The sequence below is a fragment of the Streptomyces sp. NPDC093591 genome (genome assembly GCF_044764885.1).
Taxonomy (GTDB): Bacteria; Actinomycetota; Actinomycetes; order Streptomycetales; family Streptomycetaceae; genus Streptomyces.
On the sequence record NZ_JBIWIY010000010.1, the window covers coordinates 45,282 to 59,480 of the forward strand.

Below are 14,199 nucleotides of genomic sequence, written 5' to 3' on the forward strand. Positions count from 1 at the left end.
GAGGGCGCCCAGGCACTGCCGCTGGCCTCTGTCGTCAGGCGACCAAGCCTTTCTGCCGGAGCAGCGGCAGAATCTGATCCCGCACCGCCGGAGCGAGCCGCACGTCCGGTTCACTACCAGAAATCCATCGCAAGTCCGCCAGCTCAGCTGCAGGCCGAGGGTCCTGGCTGATGCCCGCCTCGAAGACCGTCATCTTCATGGGCACGCCCTCAAGAGCCGCTAGTGCTTCAACAACAGCCAGGAACCTCGGCTTCAGCGGACGGACCCCCAATTCCTCATCGAGCTCTCGAACCAGTGCCTCCAGCAACTCCTCGCCCGCGTCAGGCTTCCCGCCGGGCAGATAGAACACGTGGGGAGCCGCCTTCTTGCTCACGACAAGCAGGCGCCCGTCCTGGACGATCGCGGCAGCCACGACCACCAAGAGCTCTGCCTCGTCGAGATCGCCGGGAACGACCACCCCACCGTCTTGTGTCATGCGTGCCATCTCCCCAGGCATCCCACCAGCGCTGCGCCAGCGGACTCGGAGGGATCAAAAACACCTGCTGAGGATGGGTACAGCCGGCGGGCGGTCCGGCAGGAAGCCGTGGGCGCGGCGGGACAGGAAGTCGGGCTTGTAACGGTCGACCGACCGGTGCCAGTTCAGGATGGCCGCCGTGTAGTTCCGCAGGTCGTCCACATAGTCCCCCATGGCCTTGCGCGCCTCGTCCGAGAGGCCGAAGTCCTCGTACACGACCGGCAGTTCATGCGCGGCCACGTGCTCGAACTGGCGCATCCGCTGGGTCATCAGGTCGTGGACGACTCCTAGCGCGGTCGGGTAGTCGATCCCGAAGAAGTTCTGCACGACGAGGATCGCGTTGTGGATCTCGCCCTCGTACTCGATCTCCTTCTGGTAGGAGAAGACGTCGTTGATGAGCATGGCGTAGTCGACGGCGGCGTTCTCCAGGGAGCGCACGGGCCCGCTGCGGTAGACCTCGGGCGGGACGGCGGGACCGCAGCCGGTGCGGCACAGGTTGAGCGTGAGGTCGGCGCCGAAGGTGGCGCGCCGCATCTCCAGGTAGTCGACCGGGTCGGGGATGCGGTTCTGGAACTGGTTGGCCAGCTCCCACACCCAGCTCTCGGTCATCTTGTTGATCGCGTCCTTCAGGGAGCGCCGCTGGGCCGGGGTCATCCCGGCCGTCGTCCGCGTCCAGAGGTCGGCGAGGCCGCACTCCATGCCGCCCACCGGGGTGACGGCGGCCTCACCGTCGAGGGGCATGCAGTCCGCCAGGCGCCGGGTGGTCAGCCGCGCGGCGGCCAGGTCGCGGCGGTGGCCGAAGACCAGCGGGTAGTAGTCGTCGCCGTACGTCCCCCAGGCGAGCCACTGCGCACTGAGGTCGAGCGCCTCGGGTGTGGCGTCCGGGTCGAGGCCGGCGGAGCACAGGGCGAGGTCGTAGGCGGCGAGTTTGTCCTCGTCCCAGACGCCCTCCTGGAGAATGCCCATGCGGTGCGTCCACTCGGTGAGGCGGGTGCGGGCGCCGGGCAGGTGCGGGCTGAGCTCCACCGCGAACGGCATGTAGAAGTCGGGCAGCCGGGACGGACCCACCTTCTGGAAGGGCACGTGCGTGTATGCGCGCAGGCGTTCGGCGCCGGCCGCGGCGAGCAGCGCGCCGACGTCGGCGGCGGAGGTGCCGGGGCCGGTGAGTGTCTGCCATGGCGTGGAGGACCGCGCGCGCTCGTTCATGTAGCGGCTGGAGCGCATGTGCCATTCGTGGCCGCCCGACTGCCAGTCCTGCAGGCCTTTGGTGTACGCGGCGACCGCGGCGACCTCCTGCGGCGTGAGCCCTTGCTCCAGTGCCACGGCGGGGACTTCGGTGAGGGCGGTGTGCTCGAACTGGTGGAGCCGGGAGGTGAGGACGTCGTTGACGGTGTCGGCGGCCTCCTGGGTGGTGCAGCCGAAGAACTTCTCCAACACGAGGACGCCGTTGCTGAGTTCGCCCTCGTCCTCGACCTCGCGCTGGTAGGAGAACAGATCGTTGCGCAGGTGCACGGCGTCCGAGAAGGTCTCCATCAGCACCCGCAGCGGCCTCGACTCGGCGACGGACGCGGGCACTTCGGCCGTCGCGTACTCCACGAGGCCCGAGGACCAGGGGGCGCCGCCCACCTTGCGGCGCATCTCGATGTACTCGACGGGGTTGGCGACGCGCCCCTCGTTGATGTTGGACAGCTCCCACAGGGACTCGTTGAGAAGGTGCTCGGTCGCGACGGCGAAACGACGGCGCCAGTCGGCCGACATCGAGGGCACCGTGCGCGTCCACAGGTCGGCGAGGCCCGCCTCGACCGGGTTCTGCGGCTCCGGCATCGGGGTCGACAGGTCCATCGGCATGAACAGCGGCAGCCGGTCCAGGTAGGTCTTGCCGCCGGCGCGGTCCTGGGTGCGCTTGAAGATCTCCAGGAAGTGGTCGTCGAAGAAGAAGACCCACACGTACCAGTCCGTGATGAGAGACAGGGCCGGGCCGTCGCAATCTGGGTGGGTGTAGGCGCAGAGCAGGCCGTAGTCATGCGCGTCCAGGTCGGCCTGCTCCCAGATCCCGGACCCCTCCAGCATGCCCATCTCGCGCGCCCACTGGGTCGAATGGGCGCGGGCCTCGTCCACGTGCGGGTTCAGCCGTGCGGGATACGGCATGTAGAAGTGCGGGAGTTCGAAGGGCTGCTGCGTCATGGCCGGGCCCTACCCCCGGGCCCCAAGGGGCATCCACCGCACGGCACATGATCACACCATCGCGTGAATCGCGGGTGAATCCGGGAGTTCTCGCCGGACCTTGTGGCGTTCATCTCTACGCGCGCAGAATTTTCGAGCCTCATGCGTCGCCTCCGTCCCCCTCCGCCTTCCCCCAACTTCCGCCTCTCGCCCTCCACCTCCACCTCCACCTCCCTCTCTCCGGAGCCTCGATGAACCACACCGGATCCCTCTCCCGCCGCACGGCGCTCGCCTCCCTCGCCGGAGCGGCGCTGGCCACGACCGCGGCGTTCCCGGCCTCGGCGGCCGAGCGGCACGGCCGCCGGTCCGTACGGTTCGCCACCTTCAACGCCTCGCTGAACCGCTCGGCCCAGGGCGCGCTGATCACCGACCTGTCCACGCCGGACAACATCCAGGCGCGCAACGCCGCCGAGACCATCCAGCGGGTCGACCCGGACATCCTGCTGATCAACGAGTTCGACTACGACGACCAGGGCCGGGCGGTCCGCCTGTTCCTGCGCAACTACCTGTCCGTCGGGCAGGGCGGAGCGAAGCCGGTTCGCTTCCCGTACCACTTCACCGGCCCGGTCAACACGGGCGTCGCGACGGGTGTCGACCTCGACGGCAAGAACGGCGCGGTCACGACACCCGGTTCGGATGCGTACGGGCAGGACGCGTACGGCTACGGCTGGTTCCCCGGGCAGTACGGCATGGTCGTGCTGTCGAAGTACCCGATCGACACGCGGGCGGTGCGGACCTTCCAGCGCTTCCTGTGGAAGGACATGCCGGGCCACCTCATGCCCCCGGGCTACTACAGCGACGAGGCCCACGCGATCCTGCGGCTGTCGTCGAAGAGCCACTGGGACGTGCCGGTGCGCATCGGCCGCTCCACCGTGCACTTCCTGGTCTCGCACCCGACCCCGCCCACCTTCGACGGCACCGAGGACCGCAACGGCCGCCGCAACCACGACGAGATCCGGCTGTGGGCCGACTACATCGGCGGGCGCGGACGCAGCGCCTACCTCTACGACGACAAGGGCGTGCGCGGCGGACTGCGGCCCGGGGCTCGGTTCGTGATCGCGGGCGACAACAACGCCGATCCGTACGACGGCGACAGCTACGACCACGCCATACGGCAGCTGCTGGACCACCCGGCGGTGAACCTCCCGGCCACTCCCCCGGCCAGCGCGGGCGCCGTGGAGGCCGCGAAGCTCCAGGGCGGCGCCAACGCCTCGCACACCGGCGACGCGGCGTACGACACCGCCGACTTCGGCGACACCGCTCCCGGGAACCTGCGGGTCGACTACGTCCTGCCGTCCAAGGGCCTGATACCGGGCGCGAACGGCGTGTTCTGGCCGACGTCCGACGACCCGCTGTACCGGCTGGTGGGGAACGGGACGACGGTGCCGACGTCCGATCACCGGCTGGTGTGGCAGGACGTGCGCGTGGGGTGAGCGACGGCGGCGTGGGCGGCGCGGTCTCTCGCCCCTGCCGCCCCAGCCCCGTTTCGGCCCTGAACGGGCCTCGTCCTCAAACTCCCCCAGAGGGGGCACCCCCAGACGGGCTGGGTCGGTTGCGCACCGCCCGTCCCACCTCCGACCGCAGGGCGACGAACTCCGCCAGGCCGCGGGTCGTGATCTGGTCCCGGGTGCCGGGGAGGTCGACCGGCAGGTCCAGGACGACCTTGGCGCCGGGCCCGGGGGACAGGACGACGACTCGGTCGCCCAGGTAGACGCTCTCGTCGATGTCGTGGGTGACGAAGACGATCGTCGCGCCGTCCGTGCGGTGGACCTCCAGGAGCAGGTCCTCCAGGTCCTCGCGGGTCTGGGCGTCCAGGGAGCCGAAGGGTTCGTCCATAAGGAGGAGGGAGGGGCGGCAGACCAGGGCGCGGGCGATCGCCACGCGTTGCTGCATTCCGCCGGAGAGCTGCCAGGGGTGGCGGCGGGCCGCGTCGGTGAGGCCGACCCGGGCCAGGATGCGGTCGGCCTCGGCCCGGCGTTCGGCTCTCGGCAGGCCCCGGCGGCGCAGCGGGAGCGCCACGTTCTCGCGGACGGTGAGCCAGGGGTAGAGGGAGCGGGCGTAGTCCTGGAAGACGACGGCCAGGTTGTCGGGGACGCCGCGCACGGGCGTGCCGTCCAGCGCGATCGTGCCGTCGTACGCCGGCAGCAGGCCCGCGATGGTGCGCAGGAGCGTGGACTTGCCGCAGCCGGACGGGCCCACGACGCACAGGAGTTGGCCCTCCGGCACGGTGAGGGTGATGTCGTGCAGGATCTGGTGGTCGCCGTAGTGCTGGCCGACCGCGTCTAGGCGGAGCATGGATGTCCCTCGGCGAAGGTGGTGGGGGGTGTGCGGGTCATACGGTGGTCGTCCTCCCCCTGCCGACGAGTCGCTTCTCGACCGCCAGCAGGCCGGTGTTGAGCAGGTAGCCGAGGGCGCCGAGCAGGGCCAGCGCCGCCCAGACGGTGAGCAGGTCGGAGCGGGACTGGGCGTCGGTGAGTGTGAAGCCGATGCCGTTGGCGGTGCCCGGGAGCAGTTCCGAGAACACCATGAGGATGAGGGAGAGGGAGAGGCTCAGGCGCAGTCCGGCGAAGATGCGCGGCAGCGCGGAAGGCAGGATCAGGAAGCGGAGCCGTTCGGTCGGGGTGAGGCGCAGGACTGCGGCGACCTCGATGCGCAGCGGGTCGGTGTCGCGGGCCCCTTCGGCCGTGTTGATCAGCACCGGCCAGACGGCGCTGAAGGCGATCGACGCGATCTGCATCGGCGTACCGAAGTCGAGGAGCACGACGAAGACGGGGACCAGGGCGGGCGGCGGGACGGCGCGCGCGAACTGCAGGACGGGGTTGCACAGGGCGTACACGCGCCGCGAGCGGCCGACCGCGATGCCGAGTGCGATCCCGGCGACGGCGGCGATCCCGAACCCGGCCGCCATTCGGCCGAGGCTCGGCAGGACGTCGGCCACGGCGACGTCGGTGAGGAAGGCGTGCCGTACGGGGCCGGAGAACCAGAGGTCGCGCGCGTGCCGGGCGATCTCGGCGGGCGGCGGGAAGTAGACACTGCCGTGGGCCCGGGCTGCCAACTGCCAGACGGCGACGGCGAGAGCGAGGACGAGCCAGCGGAGCAGGGCGTGCCGTACGGGGGCGGGGGCCAGGGTGCGGTGGATGACGGGCGGGAGCTTGGAGTGGCGTGAGGAATGGCGTGCGGCGGCCGGCCGTCGGTCGGGTGGCCCGGCGGATTCGGCTGCGGTGGTGCGCGGCTGGTTCACTCGGGACTCCTCGCAGCGCGAGGCGGCGAGTGTCGAAGGTGCTCGGGGCGGATCGGCCTGGGAGCCGGTGGGCGGGTCACGGGGGCGGCCCCGGGACGGCTGACGGGCGTCATGACCGCCGGGGACGGCTCGGGCCACGCGCCCGCTTCGCACAACGCGCCCGGCAGCGACGCCCGGGCGCCCAGCCCATGGGCCCTGCGCCCCACCACCCGCCGCGCCCCCGTGCCGAGCGCGCCACCCGGCACAGCAACGCGCGCACCCGCACCCGCACCGAGCGATCCACCCCGCGCAGCACCCCACACGCCGTCCCCCGCGCCCGCGCCCGGCAATCCACCCCCCACAACACCCGCCGTGCCCAAGCCCTCCACCCCAACCCCGCTCACGTCACCCCACGCCCCCTCCGACACCACTCCTCCCGGCCACGGCACCCCAGCCAGGGCCCGCCGATCAACCCACCGCCGCACCGCACCCCCGCGCACCGCACCCCCGCGCACCGCACCCCCGCGCCTACCCGACACCCCGCCGCCCCGGTGTCCACGGAAACAACCTCCGCTCGCCCCACACCAGCGCCCCGTTGATGACCAGCCCCAGCACCCCCGCCCACACCACCCCCGCCAGCACATCCCGCGTCCCGTCCGTGGCCAGGCCCGCCTGGGCAATGAAGATGCCGAGGCCGTCTCCGAAGCCGGAGAGGATCTCCGTGGCCACGGCGAGGATGAGGGCGACCGCCGCCGAGATGCGGATGCCGGCCGCGATGAAGGGGGCCGTGCCCGGCAGTTCGACGCGCAGGAGGACGGCGAGGCGGCCGAAGCCGAAGGCGCGGAGGGTGTCCTTGGCCAGGGGGTCGGTCTCGCCGAGGCCGTAGATGGTGTTGAAGAGGATCGGCCAGACCGACGCGTACGTCACCAGCGCGACCTTGGTCTCGGTGCCCGAGCCGAGGAGGAGGGAGACCAGGGGGATCAGCGCGACGGACGGCAGCGGCCGCAGGAACTCTACGATCGCACGCACGGCGGCGTCGACGACCGGCACGCTGCCGAGGACGAGGCCGACCGGGACGGCGATGGCACAGGCCAGGCCGAGCCCGAGCGCCCAGGCACGCAGTGTGGCGGCGATGCCCTCCAGGAAGACCGCGTCGCCCGCCAACTCCACCGCGCGGGCGACGACTTCGGAGGCGGGCGGGAGATAGCTGCGCCGTACGAGACCGGCGCGGGAGACGGCCTCGCAGGCGCCGAAGGCCAGCAGTACACCCAAAGCGCCCAGCAGAAGCCGCTCCTGACGGCTGCCCTTCACGTCACCACGTCACTTGACCATCAGCGTCGCCGGATCGATCGGCTTTTTCAGCATCCCCTGCTTTTCCATGAGGTCGGTGAGCCGGGTGAGCTGCGTGGCGTCCATGGTGGGCGGAAAGACGGGCAGGTCGATCGACTCGGCCTGCTGCTCGGTCACCTTGGTGTACGTCGGCAAGGTGTCGCGTACGACGGACGGGTCCTCGGCGGCGATCTGGACGGCCGCCTTGATGGCCCGCTGGAACGCGGCCAGGGTCTCGCCGTTCCCCTCGGCGTACTTGCCCGTGCTGATGTACCCGCTGAGGGGAAGGGCCTCCACAGGCGCGGACGAGCCGTCGACGAGCACCCTGGCCTTCAACTCGTCCTGGATGGAACTGTCGTAGGGCTCCACCGCGTGCACGGCGTCGACCTGCCCCTTGTCCAGGGCGGCCCCCATCTGTGGGAAGGGAATCGCCCGGTAGACGGGGTGTCCGACGCCCTGTTTGTCCAGGATCTCGTTGAAGGTGAGCGACTGGACGTTGTTCAGGGTGTTCACCGCGAGCTTCTTGCCCGCGAGGTCGGCGACGGTCTTGATGTCCGAGTCCTCGGGCACCAGGACCTCCATCATGCGCGGGGCCGCCCTGATCGCCTCCGCGACGATGCGGGCGTCGAGGGTGCCCTGCTCGTGAGCCTGCAGATAGGTGACGTAGTTCGCGCTCGCGACCATGTCGATCTGCCCCTTGGCCAGGGCGGGCAGCGCCTGGAGGCTCTGCTGGACCTGCTGGATGCGGACGTCGAGACCCTCCTTCTCGAACAGTCCCCGATCGCGCGCGATGTAGAGGGCGACACAGTCGATCAACGGCAGGGCGGCCACCGTGACGGTCTTCTGCCCCTCGGCCCCGGACGAGGAGTCCCCGTCGTCGCCACAGGCCGTGAGTGCCACCAGCATGAGGGTGGCCGTGGCGGCGGTCGCTGTCCTCGTTCCCGAGCGCAATTGGCGTAACGGCATGTCGACATGACTACCAAGCTTTTGTCATGATCACCACATACAGCATGTGAATGACGTCCCGTCAATCTGCCGGTCTCCGCCGATATGCGCCACCTTGGTCCCATGACCTCCTTCACACTTCCGCACGAGTTGCACGGCGACGGCACCCACAAGGTGTTCGCCGTGCACGGCTGGTTCGCCGACCGGTCCGCCTACGCGCCCGTCCTGCCCGACCTCGACCGCACGGCCTTCACCTACGCCTTGGTCGATCTGCGCGGATACGGTGACGGCAAGGACGCCGTCGGTTCGTGTACGACCGCGGAGGCCGCCCTGGACCTGGTGGAACTCGCGGACCGGCTCGGCTGGGAGCGCTTCTCCGTGGTCGGTCACTCGATGGGCGGAGCGGTCGGACAGCGCCTCCTCACCGTCGCCCCGCACCGGCTGCGCAGGCTCGTCGGAGTCTCGCCGGTGCCGGCCTCCGGGCTGGCCCTGCCGCCGGAGCAGTGGGAGCTGTTCGCTGACGCGGCGCACAAGCCGGAGAACCGGCGCGCCATCATCGACATCACCACCGGTGGTCACCGACCGGCCGCCTGGCTCGACCGTATGGTCGCCCGTTCGCTCGCGGTCAGCGACCAGAAGGCGTTCCGTGCCTGGCTGGACTCCTGGGCCGGGGAGGACTTCCACACTCAGGTCGAGGGCTCGCCCGTGCCCGCGCTCGCCGTGGCCGGCGCCCTCGACCCGGCCCTGTCCGCCGACCTCCTGCGCCGGACGTGGATGACCTGGTATCCCCGTGCCGAGCTGCACGAACTCCCCGCCGCCGGCCACTACCCGATGGACGAGACCCCGTTGGAGTTGATCCGGGTGGTCGAGGACTTCCTGCGCACGGACGGCACGGACGGCACGGACCGCGCGAACGAAGGTGGGCGGGCGTGACCGTCCACGACGCACCGCCCGTCCCCGACGTCTTCGACCCCCGGCAGTACGCCACCGGCGTGCCCTACGACGCCTATCGCACCCTGCGCGACCACCACCCCGTGGCGCGACAGGAGGAGCCCGAGGTGCTGGGCTGGCCGGCCGGGCCCGGGTTCTGGGCGGTGACACGGCACGCGGACGTCGTGCGCGTGCTCAAGGACTCGGCGACGTACTCCTCGTACATCGGCGCCACGCAGATCCGGGACCCCGACCCGGACGACCTGCCGTTCATCCGCCGCATGATGCTCAACCAGGATCCGCCGGGGCACGGGCGCCTGCGGCGGCTGGTCAGCCGGGCCTTCACTCCCGGCCGCATCGACCGTTTCACCGAGGTCGCGCGGGAACGGGCCCGATCGCTCCTCGCGCGCGCCCTGGGCGAAGCCCGCGCCTCGGACGGCACCGTCGACCTGGTCACCGCCGTCACCGACGACTACGCCCTGCTCAATCTCGCCGACCTGCTCGGCGTGCCGGAGGCCGATCGCAAGCTGCTGCTGCACTGGACGCAGCGGGTGATCGGCTACCAGGACCCGGACGAGGCGGGCGCCCCGGTGCTGGACGCGGCGGGTCGGCCGGTCAATCCGCGCTCGCCCGCGATGCTGGCGGACATGTTCGGGTACGCCCAGCAACTGGCCGCGCACAAGCGGCGCTACCCCGACGACGACGTCATGACCACCTTGGCCCACGACGCCGAACTCTCCCGCGCCGAGCTGGAGATGTTTTTCTTCCTGCTCACCGTCGCGGGCAACGACACCGTCCGCAGCGCGGCCCCGGGCGGCCTGCTGGCGCTGGCCGAGCACCCTGAGGCGTACGAGACACTGCGAGCCGGACGCGCCGAACTACCCTCGGCTGTCGATGAGTTGCTTCGCTGGCACCCGCCCGTCCTCACCTTCCGCCGCACCGCCGTCGAGGACACCGAACTGGCGGGCCGACACATCCGCGCGGGCGACAAGGTGGTCGTCTTCCATGCCTCCGCCAACCGCGACGAACGGGCCTTCGCCGCCCCGGACCGGCTGGATCCGTCCCGCGCCCCGAACCCGCACGTGTCGTTCGGTGACGGCCCGCACGTCTGCCTGGGCGCGCACTTCGCGCGGCTGCAGCTGCGGGTGCTCTACCGGGAGGCGCTGCGGGTCCTGCCGGTCCTGCGGACGGCGGGTCCACCCAGGCGGCTGGTGTCGAATTTCATCAACGGACTCAAGTCGCTTCCCGTACACATCACTTGAGAGCCGCCGAGCGAGCCGGCGCGGTCGTCACGTCCGTACCTGGACCAGCGCATGCGTCCCGCCGGTACGCCACTTCTGCCCCTCCGCCGCCACCAGTGCCGCCTCCGTGCGGGCGTCCAGGCCGGTGATCACGTCGGACTTCAGGGTGCGCAGGGCGGCGACCGGGCCGGGGAAGTGGGCGGTCACCTCGGCGAACGGCGTCGTCGGCGGCCACAGGCGGTCGCCGACGAGGCGGCGGTAGTTGAGATCGCCCTTGACGATGGTGAGGGTGGCCGCGGCGAGCTCCTCGCGGAGGTCATCGGGCATCGCCGCGTACGGCAGGGGGGCGGCGGCGAAGGGGTGGGCGCGGACGGCGAGGCGGCCGTCCGTCATCGCCGCCCAGAGCACGCGGCCGTACGTCGCGGCCGCGCCCGGTGCTCGAGTCAGCCGGCGCAGGGCGTCGAGCACGTCTGCGTGGGTGGCGTCGGAGACGTAGTAGGGGTACGGCTTGACGTGGAGGACGGCCCGTCCGACGCGCCCCTGGGTGAGGAGGCGGGCGATGAGGAGCAGGTCGGGGACGAGTTCGCGGCCCGCGTTGTCGGCGATCAGGCACAGGGTGGCGGAGCCCGAGGGTGGGAGCAGGGACCACAGGGTCTCGCTGTCGTCGGCCACCAGGGGCGGGGTGTCGGAGGAGGTCTCGTCCTGCGCGGCCGACAGACGGAATCCGAGGTCCGCTCGGTTGCCCCACAGCGACCCGTGCAGCAGCGCCCGGTCCTGCTCGTCGGCGGGCAGGTCCGCGAGGGCGTCGAGGGCGGCGAGTTCCTCGTCCGTCTCGGGGGCGTCGAGTTCAGCCAGCTTGGAGGGCCGGAAGGGGTCGATGCCCTGCCAGGGGCCCGGCGTGAAGTAGCCGACGGCTTCGAGGAGTTGGCGGTAGAAGTAGCTCTCCGACCACAGCCACGGTACGTCGAACCAGGACCGGCCGGTGCAGGTGTCGGCGCCCCAGGACGCCCAGCGGCCGCCGTCGGGCGCGTCGGCGGGGAGCGGTTCGATCACGCCCTTGGTGCAGCTCGCGAGGAGCGCGTCCAGCGCGCGGTGCCGCTCGGGGCCGTACGGGAACGACTCCCGTACCTGCCGGATGATCGCGGGATGCCGCTCGGCGAGCACGCTGTGCGGGAACGAGCCGGGTTCGTTGCCGAGGAGTACGGGTGCGAGCTGGGGGTCGGACCTGTCGGGCATACGGCTCACCGTATCGCGCCTGTCATACGGCTCTGATCTCCCGCTCCAGCTGCGTCGCGAGCGCGAGATAGCGGGCCCGGCGGGGTACCGGGACCAGGCCGCGGATCATGAGGTGCCACATCTCGGCCACCCTGCGGGGCTGGCGTGCGACGGGTTCGAGGGGGCGGCCGACTACGCGGGTACCGACGAAGAAACAGACCAGGGAGTGCGCCGCGGCCTCGGCGTCGACGTCCGGATGGATGTCGGACTCCTTGGCGGCGCCCAGGAGTTTGCGGGTGGTGATGTCCAGCAGCTCGGTGTAGGGGTGCCGCAGGGGCGGTCGTATCACCACTCCCCCCGTGGCCAGGCGCAGGCCGGCCCGGGGTATCGGCCCTTCGACGGACAGCCGCGTGATGCCGAACGTCGTGCGTATCAGGGCCTCCAGCGAGGAGTAGCCCCTGCCGTCCATCTCGGCCGCCACCTGGCGCGAGGCTCTGGACTGGAGCTCCAGGATGGCCTGGGCGAGGTCCTCCTTCGCCGCGAAGTGGAAGTACAGGGCGCCCTTGGTGACTTGGGCCTGCTCGACGATGTCGCTGAGACTGGTCGATTCATAGCCGTGACGGTCGAACAGTTCGGCGGCGGCTGTGAGGATCGTGGTGCGGGTCTGTTCGGCGCGTAACTGCCTCACCATCGGCGGGACTCTCCTGGGACGGAAAAGAACGGGTCATGCCGTTTGTTTCTAACTCTCCGCACACGATATCTCACCGCCCCTCGGTTCCCACCTCGCACTCGAAAACCGTCGATTCTCCCTGCCCTCCCAGCACTTGGACGCGGTCGCCGTTACCGCTGCCCCCGTCGACCGCTTCTATCCAGGTGAGCTGGTCGAGTTCGGCGTACTGATGGAAGACGGCATCGAACGCGACGGGCCGCCGTCGGCCGCCCCGCGTGCGGGCCCGTGCGGCCTGGCGGGCCGCCTCCAGCAGCAGCATTCCGGGCACATGATCGAGGGGATGGTCGAAGAAAACAGCATGTGCGGTATCAACTCGCAGCTGCCAGCGGCCCGGTCGGCCGGTCGGGGCGAGGACCACGTCCGCGGGCAGGGCGCGGTCCACCTCGGCGGGTGGCAGACCGGGCGGGACGGGCAGCGCGGACACGGTGGTCGCGGTGCGCCCGCCGCGCAGCCGGCGGTAGACCGCTGCGTTCGTCCAGGTGACGGCCAGGTGCCCGGTCGCGACACGTTCGCCACCGAGCCGTATGTCCGCGTCGCAGCGGAATCCGGCCGGGCGACCGGCGCGGTGGTCGACGTCGGAGACGGCGATGTGGAGGACGGGTTCGGCGGGCACGGCACCGACGGCCAGACACTCCGGACGGGTGCTGATCCTCAGTTCCCTGAGCACGAACTGGTGGCCCAGGGGGACGTCGTAGGCGGTGTGCGCGAGGAGCGCGGCGGTCTGACGGACGGTCTCCGCGACCAGTAGCGGCTCATACGCCGACCGGTCCGGCGACACGTGTAACTGATGAGCTCGCGGCCACTGGGCGAAGACGGTGAACCGGTCGGTGCCGGTGCTGGTCGCCCCGGTGAGAAACGTTTCGGCGACGGAGGCTCGGTGGACCAGCTGACGGGGTACGGTGGCGGTCAGGCCGTCCGTCGCCCTCGGGGTCTCGGTGAGCGGGATCGTGGCGAATTGCCGCGGATGAGGCATGTCCCCTCCTTGGGTCCCCCCGTATGTGCGTGAACAGACGGCGAGGTGCCCGTGCCGCGAGCGTTAGAGTACGAGGCGACCGGTTTGTTTTCAATGCGGCCTCGGGTCGCCCGACCGTGCCCGAACCGCTCCGGCGCACGCCGGACGCAGAGGTCAACTCGGTGCAGCGGAGGGGCTGTTATGGCGAGGCAGGAGCGCGCCATCAGAACGCGGAAGGTCATCCTGGAGGCCGCGGGCGCGGTCTTCGACGAGCACGGGTACACCGCGACGACCATCGCGATGGTCCTGGAGCGGGCCGAGGTGACCAAGGGCGCCCTGTATTTCCACTTCCCCTCGAAGGAATCCCTCGCCCAGGCCGTGCTGGACGAGCAGTTGTCGCTCGGCGCGGTGCCACCTCAGCCGTGCAAGCTGCAGGAACTCGTCGACATCACCTTCGTGTTCGGGCAGCGGCTGCTCAGCAACTCGCTACTCAAGGGCAGTGTGCGGCTGGCGGTGGACCAGAGCGGGCCGCCCGGCGTCGATCACTCCGGGCCGTTCCGGCAGTGGGCGGACCATCTGCTCGAGATACTGGAACGGGCCCGCGCCCAGGGCGAGTTGCTGCCCACGGTGCAGCCCCGGCAGACGGTGGAGCTGGTGGTCGGCGCGTTCGCGGGCATCCAGCTGATGTCCCGGGCACTGAACGACCGCGACGATCTGGCGGAGCGGATATCGGTCCTGTGGGGACACCTCCTGCCGAGCATCGCGCTCCCCGGCCTGCTGACCGGCATCGACCGGGAGCCCGATCGCGGGGCGCGCGTGCTGGCCGCCCTCGACGCCGCGGACTTCGAACCGGTCGCCATGGATCTGTCCGTACGCTGAGTACACGACACCGACCGGACC

13 protein-coding genes are annotated in these 14,199 nt (G+C 70.8%); 4 read left to right on the forward strand and 9 right to left on the reverse strand.

Annotated features, from left to right (window positions below; all coding sequences use genetic code 11):
* Positions 1–34: 34 nt before the first annotated feature.
* Together ACIREI_RS21940 and cyc2 are read right to left on the reverse strand one after the other, a co-directional pair.
* Positions 35–475 (reverse strand): NUDIX domain-containing protein, encoded by a 441-nt coding sequence (locus tag ACIREI_RS21940; protein ID WP_403335229.1) that lies wholly within the window; start codon positions 473–475, stop codon positions 35–37.
* Positions 476–529: 54 nt separating this feature from the next.
* Complete coding sequence (gene cyc2, locus ACIREI_RS21945; protein WP_403335232.1) at positions 530–2,698, reverse strand: germacradienol/geosmin synthase Cyc2; 2,169 nt, start codon at positions 2,696–2,698, stop codon at positions 530–532.
* A gap of 230 nt (positions 2,699–2,928) precedes the next feature.
* On the opposite strand from cyc2, the gene ACIREI_RS21950 reads away from it, so the two are divergent.
* A complete protein-coding gene (locus ACIREI_RS21950) occupies positions 2,929–4,170 on the forward strand; it encodes an endonuclease/exonuclease/phosphatase family protein (protein WP_403335235.1) in 1,242 nt (413 codons plus the stop codon).
* 76 nt (positions 4,171–4,246) lie between these two features.
* Here the strand turns inward: ACIREI_RS21950 and ACIREI_RS21955 are convergent, their stop codons facing one another.
* The 4 genes from ACIREI_RS21955 to ACIREI_RS21970 all read right to left on the reverse strand — a co-directional run bounded on the left by ACIREI_RS21955 (position 4,247) and on the right by ACIREI_RS21970 (position 8,192).
* Positions 4,247–5,032: an ABC transporter ATP-binding protein gene (locus tag ACIREI_RS21955; RefSeq protein ID WP_403335237.1), complete on the reverse strand. Its 786-nt coding sequence runs from the start codon at positions 5,030–5,032 to the stop codon at positions 4,247–4,249.
* A 37-nt stretch (positions 5,033–5,069) separates the two neighbouring features.
* Positions 5,070–5,978, reverse strand: coding sequence for an ABC transporter permease (locus tag ACIREI_RS21960; RefSeq protein ID WP_403335240.1), 909 nt, complete (start codon positions 5,976–5,978; stop codon positions 5,070–5,072).
* Positions 5,979–6,485: 507 nt separating this feature from the next.
* Positions 6,486–7,268, reverse strand: coding sequence for an ABC transporter permease (locus ACIREI_RS21965; protein ID WP_403335242.1), 783 nt, complete (start codon positions 7,266–7,268; stop codon positions 6,486–6,488).
* Positions 7,269–7,277: 9 nt separating this feature from the next.
* The gene (locus ACIREI_RS21970; RefSeq protein WP_403335244.1) at positions 7,278–8,192 is read right to left on the reverse strand and encodes an ABC transporter substrate-binding protein; all 915 of its coding nucleotides are present in this window, start codon (positions 8,190–8,192) and stop codon (positions 7,278–7,280) included.
* Between the two features lie 162 nt (positions 8,193–8,354).
* Between ACIREI_RS21970 and ACIREI_RS21975 the strand changes: the two genes are divergently transcribed.
* Together ACIREI_RS21975 and ACIREI_RS21980 are read left to right on the forward strand one after the other, a co-directional pair.
* The gene (locus ACIREI_RS21975) at positions 8,355–9,164 is read left to right on the forward strand and encodes an alpha/beta fold hydrolase (protein WP_403335247.1); all 810 of its coding nucleotides are present in this window, start codon (positions 8,355–8,357) and stop codon (positions 9,162–9,164) included.
* Positions 9,161–10,423 (forward strand): cytochrome P450, encoded by a 1,263-nt coding sequence (locus ACIREI_RS21980; RefSeq protein WP_403335250.1) that lies wholly within the window; start codon positions 9,161–9,163, stop codon positions 10,421–10,423. Before ACIREI_RS21975 ends, ACIREI_RS21980 begins: the two co-directional genes overlap by 4 nt.
* Positions 10,424–10,450: 27 nt before the next feature.
* On the opposite strand, the gene ACIREI_RS21985 is transcribed toward ACIREI_RS21980, so the two are convergent.
* The 3 genes from ACIREI_RS21985 to ACIREI_RS21995 form a co-directional block, all read right to left on the reverse strand.
* Positions 10,451–11,638, reverse strand: a complete 1,188-nt coding sequence (locus tag ACIREI_RS21985) for a damage-control phosphatase ARMT1 family protein (RefSeq protein WP_403335253.1) — start codon at positions 11,636–11,638, stop codon at positions 10,451–10,453.
* A gap of 22 nt (positions 11,639–11,660) precedes the next feature.
* Entirely contained in the window at positions 11,661–12,308 is a 648-nt protein-coding gene (locus tag ACIREI_RS21990) for a ScbR family autoregulator-binding transcription factor (protein WP_403335256.1), read from the reverse strand.
* A 70-nt stretch (positions 12,309–12,378) separates the two neighbouring features.
* Positions 12,379–13,320 (reverse strand): ScbA/BarX family gamma-butyrolactone biosynthesis protein, encoded by a 942-nt coding sequence (locus tag ACIREI_RS21995; protein WP_403335258.1) that lies wholly within the window; start codon positions 13,318–13,320, stop codon positions 12,379–12,381.
* A 180-nt stretch (positions 13,321–13,500) separates the two neighbouring features.
* Between ACIREI_RS21995 and ACIREI_RS22000 the strand changes: the two genes are divergently transcribed.
* Positions 13,501–14,178, forward strand: a complete 678-nt coding sequence (locus ACIREI_RS22000) for a ScbR family autoregulator-binding transcription factor (RefSeq protein ID WP_403335261.1) — start codon at positions 13,501–13,503, stop codon at positions 14,176–14,178.
* The last annotated feature ends 21 nt before the right edge of the window (positions 14,179–14,199 follow it).